We start from the raw sequence: 19,827 nt of genomic DNA on the forward strand, positions 1-19,827 counted from the left end.
GTGGCACCTCCATGATTTTACGTAGCTTATTTTTGCAAGTGAATTACAATTGATTCATATGGACGCAATTCTATTTTCTGCAAATCCGCACTTGAGTCAGAGTAGTTTGACAGCAATATGTTTGTGGAATAACCATCAACATCTACATGTGCCGGCAGCTCAAATCTACATGGTGTTTCGTAAAAGTTGTTGATTACAATCAGCTTTTCTGCACCATTTGCACGTACATACGCAAAGATTTGCGAATCGTTTGGAAGCAGTAGCTCATAATTACCGTTTGTGACAATATCATACTCTTTTCTCAAGGATATTAACTTTTGATAATGATAGAAAATCGAATCTGAATCCTTTAAGGCAGCTTCTGCATTAATTTCTTGATAGTTTCTCGCTGTATTAATCCATGGTGTGCCTGATGTGAAGCCTGCATTTGCCTCTTTGTTCCATTGTACAGGAGTTCTAGAGTTATCACGAGATTTTCGCCTTAAGATTTCTAATATTTCCGCTTCTGTTTTTCCCGATTGTTTTAAAATGTGAAACATATTAATTGATTCAACATCACGGTATTCTTCAATAGAATCAAATTTAGGATCTGTCATGCCAAATTCTTCACCCTGATAAATATATGGAGTACCTTGCATCATATGAATAACGGTTGCTAGCATTTTTGCTGATTCCTTATGGTATTCCTTATCATTTCCATACCTTGAAACAACCCGCGGCTGGTCATGGTTACACCAAAACAGAGCGTTCCAGCCTCCGCCAGTATTCATGCCAGTCTGCCAATTCGATAATATTTCCTTTAAGGAAAAGAAATCCATCTCCCCTAATGCCCACTTTTCACCGTTTGGGTAGTCCACCTTTAAATGGTGAAAGTTAAAGGTCATGCTTAGCTCTTCTCTTTCTGGGTTTGTATATTGAATGCAATGCTCCAGTGTTGTTGACGACATTTCTCCAACTGTCAGGGAATCGTATTTGGAGAATACTTCCTTGTTCATCTCATGAATATAGTCATGAACCTTTGGTCCGTCTGTATAATATTTTCTTCCATCACCAACAATGTCATCAGGGAACTGTTGATTTTTTGAAATTAAGTTAATGACATCTAGTCTGAAGCCATCAATGCCTTTTTCGAACCAAAAATTCATCATATCGTAAACCTTTTGGCGCAGCTCTTCATTCTCCCAGTTTAAATCAGCCTGTGTGACATCAAATAAATGAAGATAGTATTGGCCTGTTTTATCATCGTATTGCCATGCATTGCCGCCAAACTTTGACTGCCAATTAGTCGGTTCGCTTCCATCGCCCTTGCCATCTTTCCAAATATAATAGTTTCGAAACGGATTATCCTTGGATGATGCTGCTTGTTTAAACCATTCATGCTCTGTAGATGTATGGTTAACAACAATATCCATAATGACTTTAATCCCTTTTTCATGTGCCTGACTTAGCAGGTAATCAAAGTCTTCCATTGTCCCGTATTCAGGATGGATGGAGAAGTAATCACTAATATCATAGCCATTGTCCTTTTGAGGAGAAGCATAAATTGGTGTAAGCCAAATAACATCAACACCAAGCTCATTTAAATAGTCCAGTTTTTCGACAATCCCTTGAATATCACCAACACCGCTACCGGTAGTATCATTAAAGCTTTTCGGATAAATTTGATATACAACTGCCTTTTCCCACCATGTTTTATTCATCTATAAACACCGCCATTATTTACGTTGTGAATCCTGTATATACAGGTTATACTTTAATGATAACATGTATATACATGTTGTCAATTAAAAAATAATGCGTTTTCATTTTCCGTTTCCACTGACAAAGCAAAAAAGCTTATTGTGATTAGGTTTCACAATAAGCTTTTCTTTCATCCAATATTTACATGTAGTTATACTTTAAGCTTAACAGCTTTTCGGCTTGTTCCGAAGTCTTGGATTTTGCTTTTCACTGTTGCTATAATCGCTGCTTGACCTGGTGCAAGAATTGTTCTGGCATCATATACCTTTTCATCCTGTACAATACTTTGACGCACGGCATTAGCCCAAGCTTGCAGACATTCTGTGTTAACGTTGATTTTAGCATGACCTAATTCAATTGATTTTTGGATTTGGTGCAGTGGAATACCGGAACCCCCATGCAGTACTAATGGAACATTTGTAATTTTAGAAATATGCTCCATTTCCTTAAAACCAAGGACTGGCTCGCCTTTATACGGTCCATGCACAGATCCTAATGCTGCTGCGAGCGCGTCAATCCCTGTTTCATTGACTAACTGTAAGCACTCATCTGGATCTGCATAGGATATCCCTCCGATTAATCCATCCTCATTGCCGCCGACAGTTCCTACTTCTGCTTCAACGGAAACACCGAAGTTTCTTGCATATTCGACAACTTCTTTTGTCATTCTAATATTTTCTGTTATAGGTGAATGGGAGCCGTCAATCATAACAGAGCTAAAGCCCGCATCTATCGCCTGCTTACATCTTGCCACACTTTTGCCGTGATCTAAATGAAGGGCTACAGGTACTGTAATTTCCAGTTCTTCCACTAATGCAGACACACCTGCAGCGATTATTTTGAAGCCTCCTAAATAATCAACTAATCTATCGGAAGCGGCAACAATGACAGGTGCTTGCTCATCTTCGGCTGCCTGTAATATTGCTTGAACCCACTGAAAGCTGTTCATATTATATTGACCGACAGCATACTTTTCTTCCTTTGCTTTTCTCAACATATCATGCATGGAAACAATCGCCATTGCTACACCTCCATTCTCTTTTTTACAAATAATTTTTACAGAGCCTTCTCTACTTCAAAATGCTTTGAAATCACTTGCATTGTTGTTTCCTTCGCCGTTTTGATTACTTCTTCTGCATCAAGCTGATAGTATTCTGGTCGGAATAATTCCACAGATACATGGTCTACACCCTTGTCTTTTAAAATGGCAAGAATGCTATCCAAGTCAATTGCACCGTGTCCAGGATACACCCGATCAACATCCATTAAAATACCCGGCTGATAATCTTCCACATCATTAATATGGAAAATAAATATTTTGGCAGGATCTGTGTTTTCCAGACTTTCTAGCGTTGAATTCATTGCATAATATTGGAATGTGTCAAATACGATACCAACATTATGTCTGTCTACTTCGTTTACCACGTGATTAGCAAATTCCAATGTATTTATAGTCGCATGTGGATGACCGATAAATTCAATGGCAAGCTTCACTCCATAAGGATCTGCCAAGTCAGACAAATCTCTTAACGTCTCGACACTGCTTTTGATAATGTCTTTTCGCAGTATCTTTTGCTCTGAAACAAGCGGCACTACAACAATATTCTTACAGTCAATTACTTTAGCAATTTCAAGCATTTCCTGAAACTCTTCACGCAATGCTGCATATTCTTCTTCTGTACGATTATTGAAGAATACTAGCGCATTTAGTGACAGCGGCTTGATATGATGTGTTTGGAAGTACGCAGCTAAATCCTCCAATGAATGTGTTTTTAAGTAGTCTTTTAACTGATCGATTGATCTAATTTCAATATAGTCATAGCCGTATTTCTCACAAAGCTCTAAGTCCTTTTCTAAACTGGAGTTCTCTAATGTTGTTCCTTGATTTAACCCTATTTTCATAATGAAAATCCTCCTTATTTAACTGCTGACAAACCTAAGCCTTGTTTAATTGAATTTAATGTGACTTCATTGGACCAGTCTGGTTTATCCGGATAAGCAAAAACAGAGTTTGTAACAATGCCGTTGAAGTTGAATTCTCTTAGCTTACGGTATAATGTATCAAAGTCAATTTCCCCTTCACCTGGATTCAAATGCTGGTGAACTGTTACATTGGCATTCGGCGGATTCACAATATAACGTAAGCCAAAGGCTGCTTTATGATTAAGTGTGTCAGCAATTAAGACATGTGCCAGCAAGTCCTTTGCTTCATCCAGTTGTTTACCGATATCGCCGATGCCATCATCATAGAAGAAGGCATGTGCCACAGAATAAACTAATTTAATCCAATCTTTATCCAATGCACGAATCATGCGAACTGCCTCAATATTCAGTTCAATAAAGTCATGTGGATGTGATTGCAGATTAAGGGCAATTCCTTCCTTTTCAAAAATAGGCATAAGCTCATCCATGGAACGGATAAAGGATGCTTCACTTTCTGATGGGCGCGTTTTATCGCCGGCAAATTCACTATTCATTAAGTCAACGCCTAAATCTGACGTAATTTCAATGCATCGCTTCCAGTTTCTCACTGCAGCCTGCCGTTCTAATTCATTCGGGGAAGACCATTGCTGGACAGGCAGAACAGAGGAAATTTTCACGCCTGCATCTGAGCAATATCTCTTTAAATCCTTAATCAGCTGCTTATCAACTTTTGGATACTCGTAAAACCAGATGAAATCCTTGCGCGGGGAAAACTCCACATATTCGTATCCAAGTCTTGCTACGTTGTCGATTGTTTCCTTTAACCCTGTGTTATCGCGAAAGTGTGATGGATCATATGCTAATCTCATGTATTTAACCTCTTCCCTTAGTAATTTAAAATTATGCCACCATAAGGGGGAAATACCCCCCTTATATACATTATAGACTCGCAGTCTCTAACCCTTTTTTATAAAAATCAGGTTTATCAGCTAAAACAACTTCTTCCTTGCCGCCGGATTGCTGGGACTTCACGCATGCATCTGCTGTTACTTGTGCAATATAGCCATCCCATGCTGTCGGACCATTCGGCTCGCCAGTTGTTTTAATAGAATCCATAAAGTCTTGTAGCTCTGCATCATATGCATCAAGAAAACGCTGCTTCCAATCTACTAATATATTGGAACCTAATGTAGCATTTTTGCGGTATGTGATGCTTTGGAATTCAGGCAGCTTCACAATTCCGTCTTCTCCAACAACCTCACATTGAATATCGTATCCATACTGGCAATTAACAGAGATTTCTACATTGATAATAATGCCGGATTGTGTTTCCAATATGACGATTTGCGGGTCTCTTAAGTTTTCATGTGCATATTTTGATTTTCTTGGGAATAGTACTTGAACAGATTTATAGTCATCATCTACCAACCAATGAAGGACATCAATCTCATGTACTAACGTGTCTGAGATCGCCATGTCTGTCGTATACATTTCATTAACCTCGGGATTACGGTGAGCGCAATGGATTAATAGTGGTTCGCCAATAAACTTATTGTCAATTGCTTCTTTCAACTGTACATACCCACTGTCATAGCGGCGCATAAAGCCAACCTGAACTAGGCGTTTACCATGCTTCATCTCTGCTTCAACGATTCGCATGCAGCCTTCTGCCGTTGTTGCCAACGGCTTTTCACAGAATACATACTTACCAGCAGCAATCGCCGCAAGCACACTTGCTTCATGTGCAGGACCCCAGCTTGTTACAAATACAGCATCCACATCATTTGCTGCAACTAAAGACACATCATCAGGATAAACTGCAGCATCCAATCCATATTGTTCAACTGCTTGTTTTGCCGACTCTTGATTTACATCCGTAACAGCGACTATTTTCCCGCCTGACAGTGTGTTTGTGATTCTTTTAATATGTTCGCGTCCAATCGCACCTGTTCCGATTACTCCAATATTTAATGTCATAGCTCTCATCCTCTTTCTGTTTATTTAGTTATATTTAAATTAGAATCCGCTTACAATTATCCCTCATACACCTTACTTTGCTTCTGGAATTGCATCATCTGCGTTGTTCTTCCCATAATTGCGGAAGTCTTCTTCTAATTGCTCTAATGTGCGGCCCTTCGTTTCTGGCAAATACTTTTTAACAAATAAAATCGCAAGAATTCCAAGACCGACAAAAACAAAGAATGTCGTTGATAAGCCAATACCTGCCATCAATACTGGGAACAGCAAGCCGACAAGGAAGTTCGTAATCCAAAGGCAGAACACTGTTACACCCATACCCAGCCCTCTAAGTCTTTGCGGGAATATCTCTGACAGCATTAACCATGTCACTGGTGAGATAGCACCTTGCTGGAAGGCTAAAAATGTTACAGTTAAGGATAAGACGATATATGGAAGTGCTGGTGATCCTTCCATAGTAAGAGAAAAGATTCCGATTAACAGCAAAGCAATAGTTGTGCCGATTTGGCCTGTAATCAACATTGGACGGCGTCCGACCCGACCTAAGAGCCAAATTCCAACAAAGGTAGCAACAACAGATATGATACCGTTTGCAATATTACCTATTAAAGCTGCTCTTGTCTCAAAACCGGCATCCTTTAATATTTCTGTTCCATAATACATAATGGAGTTAACACCTGTTATTTGCTGTACAACAGCAATTCCTAAACCGATAAACACGATTCTTCGTACCCAAGGAACATTCAGGTCTTTAAAAGTGGCTTTTTTCATTTGCGACTGATCTGAAAGTGATTTCTCAATTTCCTTCAACTCTGCCTGTGCTCTTGCTTCTGCCCTTACCTTTTGCAGCACACGGAGTGCATCACCAAGGCGGCCTTTAGAGGCAAGCCAGCGTGGACTTTCCGGAACAATAAGCATTCCAAACCATAAAAATACTGCAGGAAGTGATGCGATTACAAGCATGTATCTCCAAACATGAGCCGTATCGCCGAGTGTGTTTCCTAAGATGGCATTAAAAGTGAACGCGAGCAGCTGTCCTGATACAATCATCAATTCATTCTGCGTTACCATTCTGCCTCTGTTTTCAGCTGGCGACATTTCTGCCAGGAAAGCAGGAACGGTAACGGATGCACCGCCGACAGCAAGACCTAAAATGAAGCGGAAGGTAACCATAAGTTCAACGCTTGGCGCAAAGGTACAGCCTAATGTCGCAATGATAAACAAGATAGCGAGATAAAGAATATTTTTTCTTCGGCCATGATGGTCAGACAATCTGCCCCCAAACATCGCCCCAAAAGCAGCACCAAACAAAAGTGAACTTGTGACAAGCCCTTCTGTAAATGGAGTTAAGTTCAGCTGATCTTCTTCTGACATAAAGGGGAGGGCCCCATTTATAACGCCTGTGTCATAACCGAACAGCAGCCCTCCGAATGTAGAGATTAAAGTAATTTTCTTCAAATGTTTTTTATGTGGCTCACCGCTTGTAGTCATACAACATTCCCCTTTTCCTTGTATGTTTGGACAAGCAAGTTCTGGTCAATATACTTTCTGGCAATAAGTGCATATTCCAAAGGATTAGCGATAGCTGGATCTTGCTCTGCTTCGATGACAATCCAGCCGCTGTATGCGGTTTTAAGCAAATAAGCATATACTTCTGTGAAATCAATACAGCCGTCCCCAGGTACTGTAAACATGCCACGCAGGAAAGATTGCAGAAAAGATAAGCCTTCATTGCTGCAGGCAGTACGCTCACTTTCTCTGACATCTTTAAAATGGACATGCTTGATACGGTTTCTGTGCTTGACGAGTAATGTCATATAATCTCCGTCAGAAACATAAATGTGGCCAGTATCATACAGAAGGTGAACACGATTTGCATCAGTATTATCCATTAAACGGTCTATTTCTGCCAATGTCTGGACACCTGTTCCCATATGATGATGATAGACGAGCTTCAATTGGTATGCTTCGGCAATTTTTCCAAGTTCATTTAAGCCCGCACATAACAGACTCCATTCTTGCTCTGTAAAGTGAGGCTTTGTTGTAAATACGTTCTCCGAGGTTCCTTGCACACTGTGCGTCTGCTCCGAAACAACTGCAACAGCTGCATGGACCTCCTGCAAGTATTTACAATGCTCATGAAAAGCTGCTTTTGCCGATTCAATACCATCTCTGATGATGAAGCTTGAGAACCATTTTCCTGCTATCTTCAAGTTGCGCAAGCTAAGCTCTTTGTTCAAAATGGTTGGTTCTGGAAAAAATCCACCTACTTCTGTTCCTTGAAAACCTGCAACTACAATATCACTTAACAAGTGCTGCAATGTATTACCGGCACCAATTTCGGGAATATCATCATTGCGCCAGCCTATCGGTGCAATACCCCATAATATTTGATTCCCCATCCCCATTCTCCCCTTTTAATATTGTTTTGCTTCTTGAAGTTTCGCTTTCCTTGAGTCGTTAGCTTTTTGAACACTTTCGCTAGTTGAGGCTTCCGCTACACCAACATTCCACCAGCTGTCATAGCCATCTGTCATTGTCTTTGGCAGCACTTTCATTTCAATCAATGTAGAAATATCTTGTTTCTTTGCATCTTCTAATGCTGCTTTCAAATCCTCAACCGTGTTTGCTCGATAAACCTTTGCTCCATAGCCCTCGGCAACTTTAGCATAGTCGATATTCATAATCTGGTTATCTGCAGTTCGGAACTCACAATCGAAGCTGCCGCTGCCATGATCCATTTGCAGGTTGTTTATACAGCCCCAGCCTGAATTGTCAAACAAAAGCACATTGATTTTCTGCTTATATTGCAAGGAGGTAATAAGCTCAGAATGCAGCATAAGGAAGCTGCCATCTCCGACAAAGGAATAAACCTCTTTTGAAGGATCTGCTAATTTAACACCAAGTGCTCCAGAAATTTCATAGCCCATGCACGAATATCCGTATTCAAGATGATACGTATTCGGTGTACTTGAGTGCCATAAGCGCTGCAAGTCGCCTGGGAGCGAACCTGCTGAACAAATAACCGTGCTGTCTTTTTCCACCGTGTCATTAATTGTAAGCAATGCCGTCGTTTGTGCTAACTCAGTGTTTAAGGCATCAGCATATTCATTGAGTATTTCTTGTGTAAAGTGATTTTTGATTTCCGGATCGAAGCCTTCGCGGCTGAATTCAACACGTCCTAAGCGTTCTCTTTCTGTCAGCCACTCTTCTTTTAACTCGCCGATTCTGCTTCCAAAGTCACTTTCATAACCGTCAAGCAACGGGATTAAGCGGTCAAGCGTTGTTTTCGCGTCAGCTACAACCTGAAATGCATCGAACTTGTATGTTTGCATTCTGCTGACATTAATATTTAAAAATTTAGCTGTAGCAAAATCAAAAGCAGTTTTTGAGGATGTCGCAAAATCTGTATATCTTGTACCAATCCCGATAATTAAATCTGCTTCTTTTGCTGCTTTATTCGCTGCAAGTGTCCCAGTAATCCCCATTCCGCCGAGATTATTTTTGAAATCACTTTCCACAGTTGACTTACCTGCCTGTGTTTCAACAAGGGGAACATTGAATTTTTCCGAAAATGCGATCAAGCTTTCCCTTGCCTCTGAATATTTAGCGCCTCCGCCAACTAAAATAAGCGGCTTTTTGGCGGATTTTATCGCCTTAACTGCACCTTCGAGCTCACGCTCATGCGGAGCCTTCCGATCCACATAATGAACCCTTTTCTCAAAAAATTTAACATCGTAATCAAATGCTTCTCCTTCTACGTCTTGAGCAATACAAATCGTTGCAGGCCCAGCCTTCCCAGGATCTGTCATCACTTCAAATGCACGAAGCAAACTCGACATAAGCTGTTCTGGACGAGTGATACGATCCCAATAGCGGGAAACAGGCAAAAAGGCATCATTTGTTGTGACAGCAATGCTGTATTCTTGCTCCATTTGCTGCAAAACAGGGTCCGGCTGTCTTGATGCAAAAGTGTCTGCAGGAATAAACAATACAGGAATGTTATTTGCGTGTGCTGTCGCTGCTGCTGTAATAACATTGGCGGATCCTGGTCCAGAAGATGTGGAAACAGCAAATATTTTTTGTCTTAGCATTTGTTTGCTGTAGGCAATCGCTGCATGTGCCATGCCTTGTTCGTTCTTCCCTTGGATCACTTTTAAATGTCCTGGGTCTTGTTCGAGCGCTTGGCCAATTCCTAATACATTTCCGTGCCCAAATACATTAAAGATACCCTCTACGAAAGGAAATTCCTTTCCATCAACATGGATATACTGCTGATTCAAAAATTTGACGAGCGCTTGTGCTGTAGTCAAAGTAATCGTTTCCATTCTTTAGCCTCCTATCTTGGTGCTTCTATCTTTTCGTTCTTAGCAATTAATTCCTCAATTTCATCCACTTGCGGCATTGCTTCAGAGGAGCTGTGCTTGCTGACAACAATGGAAGCAGACGCACTGCCGTATTTTAATGCTTCCCCAATCTCCTTGCCCGAAATTAATGCATATAAGAAAGCTGATGCATAGGAATCTCCTGCTCCAAAGGTTTTTAATACATTTGTTTTATAAGCTTGTGCTCTGAATACATCTCCTGATTTCACATAGGCATATGAACCGTCAACACCATGCTTAATGACGACAATTTCAGCACTTTGATTAAAAAGGTTCTGCACTGTTTCTTGGTTGCGCCCACCTCTGCTATTTTCCATTGCATCATATTCGTCGCGTGTACCAATAACAATCTCTGCCTGTGCTGCGATAAGCGCATAATAAACAGCAGTCTCTTCTGGAGATTTCCACGTATATGGACGGTAATCAAGTTCAAATGCCACCTTAATGCCATTTTTCTTTGCAAGCTGAACCGCTTTGATTACTGCTTCCCTTGATGGACTTGCAGCAAGAGCTGTTCCTGATACAAGCAGCAGCTTTGCTCTTTTAATATACTCTTCGTTAACTTCAGAAGGCTCAAGATATAAATCCGCTACATCATCTCTGTACATTAGAATACTGCATTCATCAGGGCTTTTTATTTCTGTAAAAGCAAGGCCTGTCTTATGACCATCTTGGTCTGTCGCAATATTAGAAACATCAATGCCGACACCTTGCATATAGCTCTTGATGAAGCGGCCATGCTGATCATCAGCAATTTTACCGATGAAACCGGCCTTTAATCCTAACTTACTGCTGCCAATTGCTATATTAGCTGGTGATCCGCCGACATACTTGGAAAATGTCATCGTCTCTTCCATTGGACGGTTATATTCAACTGCATTTAAATCGATGCAGGCTCTGCCAATTGCAATTAAATCAAACTCTTTATTTGAATTGAATTCATATTTCATGGGAAGAATCCTCCTTATTTATCAGCGGTTTAAAATCCATTCATGATCTTTATCATTATGGAATTTCCATATTCTTGTCGGTCCAGCCATGACATTTAAATAGTAGGATGTGTAGCCGTCAGGCACTCCAACGGGGTGATATCCTTTTGGAACAATCACTACATCCCCATTTTCTACTGCCATTGTTTCATCTAATGAGCGATCATCTGTATATACACGTTGAAACAAGAAGCCTTGTTTTGGATTGATTTCATGATAATACGTTTCCTCCAAAAAGGATTCCTCAGGCAAATTGTCCTGGTCATGTTTATGGGGCGGGTAGCTTGACCAATTCGCAGTTTCTGTAATGACTTCAACAACGAGCAGGCTGTTGGCAGCAGGATGCGAATCCGGAAGGATATTATGGACAAGGCGTTGGTTATTGAATTTCCCTCTTTGCTCTACACCATTTTCTTCTGCTTTAATTAATTTTGTTGGCTTTGCTTCTTCTGATGGCGAATAGCAAAGGGCCACTTTAGCATTTGTACTGGTTGCTGAGATGGTGAACTCAGCGCCATTGGAAACATATACACTGTCTGTTGGAATTCGTTCAAACACACTGTCTCGTGTGCCGATATTTTCAAATACAGCGGTGCCGTCGCTGACAGTGATTTTTCCTGTCACAGCAACAATGCAGCATTCTTCATTACCAAGCACCTCTTTGTATTGAGCTTTTTGGGATAATTCAATTAATTTAAAACCAACATAGTTTAACGGGGAGTTTTCTTTCGTAACATCATGGATAACTTTCACACCATCTATTGCTTCTGTATGCTGAAATTTGCGCAGCAGTTCACTCATGTAGTTTCCTCCTTAAGCCTTGCGACCAGAGATGTAACTCTGATCGCGGCAAATTCTCGAAAAACAATTAATCTAGTTATCAATCAAAAGATGGTGATATATAACGAGCTGTGACCACTTTTTTACGAGTATAGAAGTCAACGCTGTCCTTGCCGTTAGCATGAAGTGTTCCATAGAAGGAAGACTTCCAGCCAGAGAATGGGAAGAATGCCATCGGTGCTGGTACTCCAAGGTTAATTCCCAGCATACCTGCATCGATGTTTTCTCTGAAATAGCGGATAGAGGATGCATTTGATGTGAATAGACACGCACCATTTGCAAACTCAGACTGGTTCGCAATTTCAACTGCTTCTTTTAAATTTTTCACACGCATGATCGACAATACAGGAGCAAATATTTCCTCTTTCCAGATTGTCATGTCTGTTGTGACATTATCAAAGATTGTCGGACCAACGAAATATCCTTCTTCAGGAGCGTTTTTACGACCGTCTGCAATAAGGTTCGCTCCTTCGTCAATGCCTTTTTCAATATATCCTAGTGTTTTTTGTCTATTTTCCTCTCTGATGACAGGTCCTAAAAACACTCCATCCTCAAGGCCATTCCCTATTTTTATGCTGCTAGTTTTCGCATCTAATGCAGCCATGAACTCATCTGCTATGCCCTCTTCAACTGTAACAACCGCACATGCCATACAGCGTTCACCAGCTGAACCGAATGCAGCTGACACGACATTTGTGATCGTTTCTTCCAAGTTAGCATCATTTAAAACGATTGTATGGTTTTTCGCACCTGTCAGAGCTTGAACACGCTTTAAATTTTCCGAACCTTTTTTATATACATATTCACCGACAGGCTTTGAGCCAACAAAGGAGATTGCTTTGATTTCCGGATGCTCCAAGATGCCGTTAACAACATCATGTGCTCCATAAACTACATTGAATACCCCTTTTGGAAGACCGGCTTCTGTGAATAACTCTACTAATCTTCTAGTTAATAACGGTGTTCTTTCAGATGGCTTAAGAATGAAAGTGTTACCTAAAGCAATTGCCATTGGGAACATCCAGCATGGTACCATCATCGGGAAATTGAAAGGTGCAATTCCGCCGACTACACCGATTGGGTAACGGTAGTTTGTTGCTTCAACGTCTGTTGCGATCGAAGCAAGAGAATCACCCATCATTAATGTTGGTGCACCTGCAGCAAACTCAACATTTTCAATGCCTCTCTGTACTTCTCCAAGCGCTTCGGTTAGGTTTTTTCCGTTTTCGATTGTAATCAGTCTTGCTAGCTCTTCTTTATTTTTGGTGAGTAATTGCTGATAGTTGAATAAGATTCTCGCTCTTCTTGGCACAGCGACATTCTTCCATTTTTCAAACGCGGCTTTGGCTGCGTTTGTTGCTTGCTCAATATCTTCCTTTGTGGAAATAGGAACACGACCGATGACTTCTTTTGTAGCAGGATTGTATACCTCTTCGTATACAGTCGTATTGCTTTCAACCCACTCACCATTAATATAGTTTTTCAGTTTTTCTGCTGTAACTGTAGACATCTTCATTTCCTCCTCCAGATATTATTTCGGCTGTTTAACAGCTAATAAGTTGATTATATCGCTTCCCTTTTACTTAAGAACGACTGCAAATGCAGTTCATTCATCATTATTTCGGGAAAACTTATTCATACTATCATCATTCTTGTTGTTATGTTTTGGTTATGTTTTGATAATTTATGATTACATCATAATACGGATAACGCTTTCAGTCAACCGTTTTCCACGTTATTTTTTCATATTTTTGGAGATAAAGAGATAAAAAGGATGGACTTCCTGCTTTTTATCGAGTAATTTCGAGTTTAGTCCGCGTTTAAACAGCTTTATATGCGGAGATAATTGTCTAATAATCTAAATATTTTACAAATAAAGGGGATTTCCTCTATTTTTTTATTTTTATTGAAAATGATTCTTGATACTTATCTCTGGAGTTTTTTTGAGGATGTGTTCAAAAGTTAACCATTCATTTATTATGAATAGAAAAAACCTGCTGTTTTAAGCAGCAGGTTTGAACATGTTGACCAGCTCGTTAAGTTGGAGAGTTTGTTTCCGTCTCGATATTTTGATATCTTGGGGAACCAAGCGAGATAATTCTATAACTAGCACTCTTTTTATTTCTAACAAAAAACCAACCTACTGTTCTTAGCAGCAGGTTGGTTTTTTCTATGCTTTTGCGGCATAGTCATACTCTGTTTGCAACACTTCGTTCAAGAACTTTAAGACTGTGTAACGGTCGCGCAGGTTGTGGGCATGCTTAAGGCTTTCCTGTACTAATGCGTCTGTAATGCCCAGCTCTTCTGGTGTTACTGGTCCTCCTAAGCTTTCCATTAGTTTTCTTGTGTCTGCGGGATCAGGTATCTCCTGAATGATTTGTTTTATTTTCTCTTTATTTTCTCTTATATTTACCAAGAGTTGCTCATGATTTTCTTGAATGGCTGGATTGTTCAGGATATTTTCCAGATCGGCAAGGAACTTAGTCTTATATATAGAACTTAATAATATAGTAGTTACCCCGACTTTAGCTCCGTGAAGGACTTGGGGACGATTGTTTTTCAAAAGGTCCATTTCCCAGTAATGGGAGAGGTGATGCTCTCCTCCTGAAGCAGGATGTGATTGTCCGAACACGAGCATGGCAATTCCTGACTTAATCAGGCTTTCAATTAATATTATAATGCCTTCCTCGTCTGCTGCTGCAATTTTTTCTATATTATTTACACATTCATCCAATGTCAGCTGTGTTATTTCTGCAGATAGCTCACAATATGGTGCGTTTGCAGCATAGCGCTCAAATTTCCAGTCAGCAAGTGACGTGTACTTTGCAATGACATCACCGACACCTGCTGCAATCATTTCTTTCGGTGCGTTTTTCAACACATCAATATCAGCAAAAACAGCGATTGGAGACGTCATTTGAAAGGTTTTCTTTTCCCCTCTGACAATAAGCGGTGCTCCTAATGATGTAAAGCCATCAACAGAAGGTGCAGTTGGAACAGAAATGAATGGGATATTTAAGGTAGCGCTGCAAAAGCGCGTGATATCATGAATCGTGCCAGATCCGACTGCAATCATTACATCACTTGTTTTCCCCGTCTCAAGCAGTACTTGGACAAGGGCTTTTTCATCTGCTACAACATCGCCATTTTCATCTGGAGTAATGTGGCAGGACGTCACCTTTATACCATCTGCTTTCAGCAATTCTGCTAATTTGTCTCCAGCTGCTTTCATTGTATTAGCATCAGCTACGATTTTAGGATATTTAAATGACTTCTTGGTAAGGAAGGGAGCTACCTTGTTCAGTGCTCCACTCTCAGCCACAATACTTTCAATCGGTATTTCATTATGCTCATTTTGGCAGCTGCATGTTTTACTTAGATCATGAATTTCAGCAATAAACGTATCCATTGTCAGCTCCTCCTTTTATTTCACCATGTCTGTTACTGCTACTGTAATAATGTTCCGAAACGATAGGTGGTGGTTGTTTTATATTCCTTATTAGCATCTATTATCCAGCTTGGAAAATCAGGCTGGTTAATGGCGTCTGGAAGTCCTTGTGTTTCAAGACACAGTCCATGGTAGCGTTTTGCTGGCACATCGATAAATCTGTCGGACTCATCAATTTGGTTGCCTGTATATAGAACTACTCCTGCTTCATCGGTATTAATCGTAAGTGTTCTGCCAGACTCTTCGTCTACCAATAAAATTTCGTCACTTTTTTCTTTATTTAATAGAAACGGATGATCATAGCCTTCACCAGCAAGTGAAATTTGTGCTTCTCTCGATTCAGGTCCTGTTTTAATTAGTCTTCCTTCCCTAAAGTCGAAGGCTGTATGAACGACATCTGCCACAACACCTGTCGGAATTAACTCATCATCTAATTCCAACACACGATCAGCGTCTATTGTCAGCTTATGGTTGAGAATATCGCTTTTATAATTTCCGCTTAAGTTAAAATACGAATGATTTGTCATATTGATAATGGTCTTTTTATCAGAAATGCCGGAATAGCGGATAACCAGTTCATTATTATTAGTCAGTAAATAAGTAACGGTAAGCTTTAGCTCTCCAGGATATCCTTCATCGCCATCAGGACTTGTATGTGTAAACTGCACGCCAATTGCGCCAGCTTCCTCAACAGGCTCCGCCTCCCAAACAACCGTGTTATAGCCTTTTATTCCGCCATGCAGGTGGTTCGGACCATCATTTTTAGCCAGTGTATAGCTCTGTCCGTCTAATTCAAAGGATGCTCCCTTAATTCTGCCTGCAATCCTACCAACAACCGCACCTAAAAAGTATGAATCCTTCTCGTATCCTGAAAGTGAATCATATCCAAGGACAACATTCTCAATGTTCCCCTCTTTATTTGGTGTCAAAATGCTTGTGATAATACACCCGTAATTGATGAATGAAACCTCCATGCCATTATCATTTGTGAGTTTATATTGATTTACGTCCTTGCTGTCGATTTTTCCATAAAGCTCTATTGTTGATTTCATCAAATTCATCCTTCCGTTTCATCTATCTTTTTTCTAAGCGGATTACATTCCAAGAAAGCTTTGGCAGGACAGCTGTTATAATCCCGTCCTTCCATTCGGCATTTCCGTTTGTATGCGGTTCCACTTTCTGATTTGCAGCACTGTTTTCTGCCTTAATATCATCATTTTCTAAAACAATGTGCTCGACAACGTGATAGTCTTCAAAATTACGTATATCACATTCAAGCAGCAGCCCTTCTTCCAAGTGACGATTAACAGCAAATATGGTCAACTGTTCTTTTTCCTCGTTATAAACTGCTGTTGATTCTAAATAAGGAACATCTGTAAAGTCCTTGCTGTCATACTTTGGACTTGAAACGATTGGATTTAGTGAAACTCCTCTTCCGTAAACAGACGTATGCATGTATGGATAGAATATGGTCTGCTTCCAAGCTGGCCCATTATCCTCTGTCATTATTGGAGCAATAACATTGACAAGCTGTGCCAAACAAGCAATTTTCAGTCTGTCAGCATGCTTTAGCATCGTTATTAGCATGCAGCCAACAAGGAGTGCATCCTCAAAATTATAAACATCTTCAAGCTGATGCGGAGCAATACTCCAAGGCTCGATTAACTTGTCATTTTCATTGCTGTGATACCAGACATTCCACTCATCAAAGGATAAATTTATTTTCTTTTTGCTACGTTTTTTCGCTTTAACATAATCAGCAATCGAAATGACAGAGGAGATGAAGTCATCCATTTCAAGTGATAAAGCCAAATAATTGGCTACATCATTAGACTGATTTCCGTAATATTGGTGTAAGGAAATATAATCAACATGGTCATATGTATGGTCAAGCACTGTTGCTTCCCAATCTGCAAATGTCGGCATATTGCGATGCGAGCTTCCACACGCTACCAGCTCAATCGATGGATCAACCCACTTCATCACTTTGGCAGCTTCTTGGGCAATGCGTCCATACTCTGCTGCAGTCTTATGGCCGATTTGCCAAGGTCCATCCATTTCATTTCCTAAGCACCACGTTTTAATATTGTAAGGTTCCTTTACCCCGTGCGCAGCTCGAAGATCACTGTAATAGGAGCCACCTGGATGATTGCAGTACTCAACGAGATTTCTCGCTGCATCAATTCCCCTTGTGCCAAGGTTAACTGCCATGTTTACATCTGCTCCTACCAGCTTTGCCCACTTCATGAATTCATTCGTACCTACTTCATTTGTCTCTGTCGTTCTCCAAGCCAGATCCAATCTGCGCGGGCGGCTTTCAACAGGACCGACACCATCCTCCCAGTTATAGCCGGACACAAAGTTTCCGCCTGGATAGCGGACAAGAGGTACTTGCAGTTCTCTCACTAGATTGATAACGTCCTTCCTGAAACCGTTCTCATCTGCATCCGGATGATTCGGTTCAAAAACACCTCCATATACGGCCCTTCCGAGATGCTCAATAAATGAGCCATAAATTCGATTATCGATTTCTCCTACTTTGAAGTCCTTTTCCAGAATCATCTTTGCTTTATTCGCTGTCATATGCTCTACTTCCTTTCGTCTAGAAAGATTTTATTAAGAAGTTTATACAACTTTATTCCATTTTCGATTTCCGATGTTTGGACAAGCTTTCCCTTTAAACTTGGCTCTATAGCGGATAATACAACCGCTATAGGCACATGTTGTTCCATATTGCAAGGAATCACAAGAGGAGCAAATACCAAGCCTCTCCTGATAGATGGAGTCACACACTAGCTTTTCAGGCGTTTCTGCTGCTTCTTCAAGCAGTTCCTCAATGACTTCCTCTGAAACTATCACACTTTCAACGCAGCCCTTGCATATATTTTTACCCATAGTCTCACCTTAATCTTCTGTAATTGCCAATGTGACAACAGACATTGGCGGAATGCTGACAGACAGCACACTTCCGTTAACTTCTACATCTTCAAACGCAACAGGCTTCACTGTTTCTGGTGCTTCAAAGCTGTTGTGGGCATTCATCACATCTGCTTTTATAATTGTGCCAGACACTTTAGCAGCATTGCTTAATCCACGTAAATCGAGCTCAAAAGTGTTTCCGTTAACATGGTCAATATTACAAAAACTCACATGGATGTTGCCATTTCCATCCTTCGATGCTGTTACACTAACTTGCGGAAGAGTTTCTCCATTATATTCATACGTCCCGATTTGCGTATCCACACTCAACAGCTCTGCATCCTGATGGACTTTGTACATATCAAAAACATGATATGTCGGTGTTAGAATCATGTCTTCTCCTTCCGTTAAAATCATTGCCTGCAGAACATTCACCGTTTGAGCGATATTTGTCATTTGGACACGATCACAGTGCTGATGGAAAATATTAAAATGCAATGCTGCAACAATTGCATCGCGAATTGTATTTTGCTGATACAGGAAGCCCGGATTAGTACCTGGTTCAACATCAAACCATGTGCCCCACTCATCAATGATCATGCCGACTCGTTTATCCGGATCATATCTATCCATGATGTTGCCATGCTTTGAAATCAATTCATCCATGTGAATCGCTTTCTTCATTGTGATGAACCATTCATCCTCAGGGAAGTTCAGTGCAGAACCTTTGCCAGTCCAGAAATCGCCTGGGATCGTGTAATAATGAAGGCTTAGTCCATCCATAAGATGGCCTGCATTTTCCATTAATACTTCCGTCCAATTATAATCATCAACATTAGCACCGCCAGCAATCTTGTAAATCTTGTTATCCCCATAATTTCTTACGTATGTTTGATAACGGCGATAAAGGTCTGCATAATATTCTGGTCGCATATTGCCGCCGCAGCCCCAGTTTTCATTGCCAACACCAAAATAAGTAAGCTTCCATGGTTCATCTTTGCCATTTTCACGACGCCAATTAGCCATTGGTGACTCTCCTTCAAACGTCATGTATTCTACCCATTCTGACATTTCTTGGACAGTGCCGCTCCCCACATTTCCGCAAATATACGGTTCCGTGCCTAACAGCTCACATAGCAGCATAAACTCATGTGTACCGAAATGATTATTTTCGACAACGCCGCCCCAATGTGTATTTACCATCCTTTTTCTGTCTTCTCTTGGGCCAATCCCATCCTTCCAATGATATTCGTCAGCAAAGCAGCCACCTGGCCATCTCAAGACAGGGATATTTATTTTTTTCAGTGCCGCTAATACGTCATTTCTGATTCCTTTTGTATTTGGAATTGGCGACTCCTCCCCAACCCATATTCCTTCATATATACATCTGCCTAAATGCTCAGCAAAATGTCCATATATATTTTTATTAATTTTGCCCTTTTTTACGTCAGTGTTGATGATTACCTTATTTGCCATCTACTTTTTCCTCCTTTTATTCAAAAGCTATGTATGGAATAATCGTATGCGATAAAACGGCTGAAGTCAGAGCCTCCATTGTTCTAAAAATCTAGAATTGTAATGGAAGTTCTGACTTATCATGCTGTTT

At 40.5% G+C, this 19,827-nt stretch carries 16 protein-coding genes; all 16 read right to left on the minus strand.

The window, feature by feature from the left end; genetic code table 11:
• Nucleotides 1–26 precede the first annotated feature (26 nt).
• The 16 genes from treC to CEQ21_RS08510 all read right to left on the minus strand — a co-directional run bounded on the left by treC (nucleotide 27) and on the right by CEQ21_RS08510 (nucleotide 19,697).
• Nucleotides 27–1,700, minus strand: coding sequence for an alpha,alpha-phosphotrehalase (gene treC, locus CEQ21_RS08435; RefSeq protein WP_185764228.1), 1,674 nt, complete (start codon nucleotides 1,698–1,700; stop codon nucleotides 27–29).
• 191 nt (nucleotides 1,701–1,891) lie between these two features.
• Complete coding sequence (gene fba / locus CEQ21_RS08440; RefSeq protein WP_185764229.1) at nucleotides 1,892–2,761, minus strand: class II fructose-1,6-bisphosphate aldolase; 870 nt, start codon at nucleotides 2,759–2,761, stop codon at nucleotides 1,892–1,894.
• Between the two features lie 35 nt (nucleotides 2,762–2,796).
• Nucleotides 2,797–3,642 carry a sugar phosphate isomerase/epimerase family protein gene (locus CEQ21_RS08445; RefSeq protein WP_185764230.1) on the minus strand — a complete coding sequence of 282 codons (846 nt, stop codon included), beginning with the start codon at nucleotides 3,640–3,642 and terminating at the stop codon, nucleotides 2,797–2,799.
• Between the two features lie 14 nt (nucleotides 3,643–3,656).
• Nucleotides 3,657–4,532, minus strand: a complete 876-nt coding sequence (locus CEQ21_RS08450) for a sugar phosphate isomerase/epimerase family protein (protein ID WP_185764231.1) — start codon at nucleotides 4,530–4,532, stop codon at nucleotides 3,657–3,659.
• A 70-nt stretch (nucleotides 4,533–4,602) separates the two neighbouring features.
• Nucleotides 4,603–5,640, minus strand: a complete 1,038-nt coding sequence (locus CEQ21_RS08455) for a bifunctional inositol 2-dehydrogenase/D-chiro-inositol 1-dehydrogenase (RefSeq protein ID WP_185764232.1) — start codon at nucleotides 5,638–5,640, stop codon at nucleotides 4,603–4,605.
• Nucleotides 5,641–5,712: 72 nt separating this feature from the next.
• Nucleotides 5,713–7,131, minus strand: a complete 1,419-nt coding sequence (locus CEQ21_RS08460) for a sugar porter family MFS transporter (protein WP_185764233.1) — start codon at nucleotides 7,129–7,131, stop codon at nucleotides 5,713–5,715.
• On the minus strand, nucleotides 7,128–8,042 hold the full coding sequence (iolE, locus tag CEQ21_RS08465; RefSeq protein ID WP_185764234.1) for a myo-inosose-2 dehydratase: 915 nt from the start codon (nucleotides 8,040–8,042) through the stop codon (nucleotides 7,128–7,130). Before iolE ends, CEQ21_RS08460 begins: the two co-directional genes overlap by 4 nt.
• A 15-nt stretch (nucleotides 8,043–8,057) precedes the next feature.
• A complete protein-coding gene (iolD, locus tag CEQ21_RS08470) occupies nucleotides 8,058–9,968 on the minus strand; it encodes a 3D-(3,5/4)-trihydroxycyclohexane-1,2-dione acylhydrolase (decyclizing) (RefSeq protein WP_185764235.1) in 1,911 nt (636 codons plus the stop codon).
• A gap of 11 nt (nucleotides 9,969–9,979) precedes the next feature.
• Nucleotides 9,980–10,975 (minus strand): 5-dehydro-2-deoxygluconokinase, encoded by a 996-nt coding sequence (gene iolC, locus CEQ21_RS08475; protein WP_185764236.1) that lies wholly within the window; start codon nucleotides 10,973–10,975, stop codon nucleotides 9,980–9,982.
• A 21-nt stretch (nucleotides 10,976–10,996) separates the two neighbouring features.
• The gene (gene iolB, locus CEQ21_RS08480; RefSeq protein WP_185764237.1) at nucleotides 10,997–11,815 is read right to left on the minus strand and encodes a 5-deoxy-glucuronate isomerase; all 819 of its coding nucleotides are present in this window, start codon (nucleotides 11,813–11,815) and stop codon (nucleotides 10,997–10,999) included.
• A 79-nt stretch (nucleotides 11,816–11,894) separates the two neighbouring features.
• Entirely contained in the window at nucleotides 11,895–13,364 is a 1,470-nt protein-coding gene (gene iolA / locus CEQ21_RS08485; protein ID WP_185764238.1) for a methylmalonate-semialdehyde dehydrogenase, read from the minus strand.
• Between the two features lie 660 nt (nucleotides 13,365–14,024).
• A complete protein-coding gene (locus CEQ21_RS08490) occupies nucleotides 14,025–15,263 on the minus strand; it encodes a sn-glycerol-1-phosphate dehydrogenase (protein ID WP_185764239.1) in 1,239 nt (412 codons plus the stop codon).
• Nucleotides 15,264–15,301: 38 nt separating this feature from the next.
• A complete protein-coding gene (locus CEQ21_RS08495) occupies nucleotides 15,302–16,354 on the minus strand; it encodes an aldose epimerase family protein (RefSeq protein ID WP_185764240.1) in 1,053 nt (350 codons plus the stop codon).
• A gap of 22 nt (nucleotides 16,355–16,376) precedes the next feature.
• Nucleotides 16,377–17,885, minus strand: coding sequence for an arabinosylfuranosidase ArfA (locus CEQ21_RS08500; protein ID WP_185764241.1), 1,509 nt, complete (start codon nucleotides 17,883–17,885; stop codon nucleotides 16,377–16,379).
• Nucleotides 17,886–17,927: 42 nt separating this feature from the next.
• Nucleotides 17,928–18,197, minus strand: coding sequence for a DUF6171 family protein (locus tag CEQ21_RS08505; RefSeq protein ID WP_185764242.1), 270 nt, complete (start codon nucleotides 18,195–18,197; stop codon nucleotides 17,928–17,930).
• A 9-nt stretch (nucleotides 18,198–18,206) separates the two neighbouring features.
• Entirely contained in the window at nucleotides 18,207–19,697 is a 1,491-nt protein-coding gene (locus CEQ21_RS08510; protein ID WP_185764243.1) for an alpha-N-arabinofuranosidase, read from the minus strand.
• Between the last annotated feature and the right edge of the window lie 130 nt (nucleotides 19,698–19,827).

The organism is Niallia circulans, assembly GCF_007273535.1.
Taxonomy (GTDB): Bacteria; Bacillota; Bacilli; order Bacillales; family Cytobacillaceae; genus Niallia; species Niallia circulans_B.

Coding starts and splice junctions, on each gene's coding strand:
- iolA (WP_185764238.1), bottom strand. CDS start 13,364: ATGTCTACAGTTACAGCAGAAAAACTGAAAAACTATATTAATGGTGAG.
- CEQ21_RS08445 (WP_185764230.1), bottom strand. CDS start 3,642: ATGAAAATAGGGTTAAATCAAGGAACAACATTAGAGAACTCCAGTTTA.
- fba (WP_185764229.1), bottom strand. CDS start 2,761: ATGGCGATTGTTTCCATGCATGATATGTTGAGAAAAGCAAAGGAAGAA.
- CEQ21_RS08455 (WP_185764232.1), bottom strand. CDS start 5,640: ATGACATTAAATATTGGAGTAATCGGAACAGGTGCGATTGGACGCGAA.
- CEQ21_RS08460 (WP_185764233.1), bottom strand. CDS start 7,131: ATGACTACAAGCGGTGAGCCACATAAAAAACATTTGAAGAAAATTACT.
- iolE (WP_185764234.1), bottom strand. CDS start 8,042: ATGGGGAATCAAATATTATGGGGTATTGCACCGATAGGCTGGCGCAAT.
- treC (WP_185764228.1), bottom strand. CDS start 1,700: ATGAATAAAACATGGTGGGAAAAGGCAGTTGTATATCAAATTTATCCG.
- CEQ21_RS08500 (WP_185764241.1), bottom strand. CDS start 17,885: ATGACAGCGAATAAAGCAAAGATGATTCTGGAAAAGGACTTCAAAGTA.
- CEQ21_RS08495 (WP_185764240.1), bottom strand. CDS start 16,354: ATGAAATCAACAATAGAGCTTTATGGAAAAATCGACAGCAAGGACGTA.
- CEQ21_RS08450 (WP_185764231.1), bottom strand. CDS start 4,532: ATGAGATTAGCATATGATCCATCACACTTTCGCGATAACACAGGGTTA.
- iolC (WP_185764236.1), bottom strand. CDS start 10,975: ATGAAATATGAATTCAATTCAAATAAAGAGTTTGATTTAATTGCAATT.
- CEQ21_RS08490 (WP_185764239.1), bottom strand. CDS start 15,263: ATGGATACGTTTATTGCTGAAATTCATGATCTAAGTAAAACATGCAGC.
- CEQ21_RS08505 (WP_185764242.1), bottom strand. CDS start 18,197: ATGGGTAAAAATATATGCAAGGGCTGCGTTGAAAGTGTGATAGTTTCA.
- iolB (WP_185764237.1), bottom strand. CDS start 11,815: ATGAGTGAACTGCTGCGCAAATTTCAGCATACAGAAGCAATAGATGGT.
- CEQ21_RS08510 (WP_185764243.1), bottom strand. CDS start 19,697: ATGGCAAATAAGGTAATCATCAACACTGACGTAAAAAAGGGCAAAATT.
- iolD (WP_185764235.1), bottom strand. CDS start 9,968: ATGGAAACGATTACTTTGACTACAGCACAAGCGCTCGTCAAATTTTTG.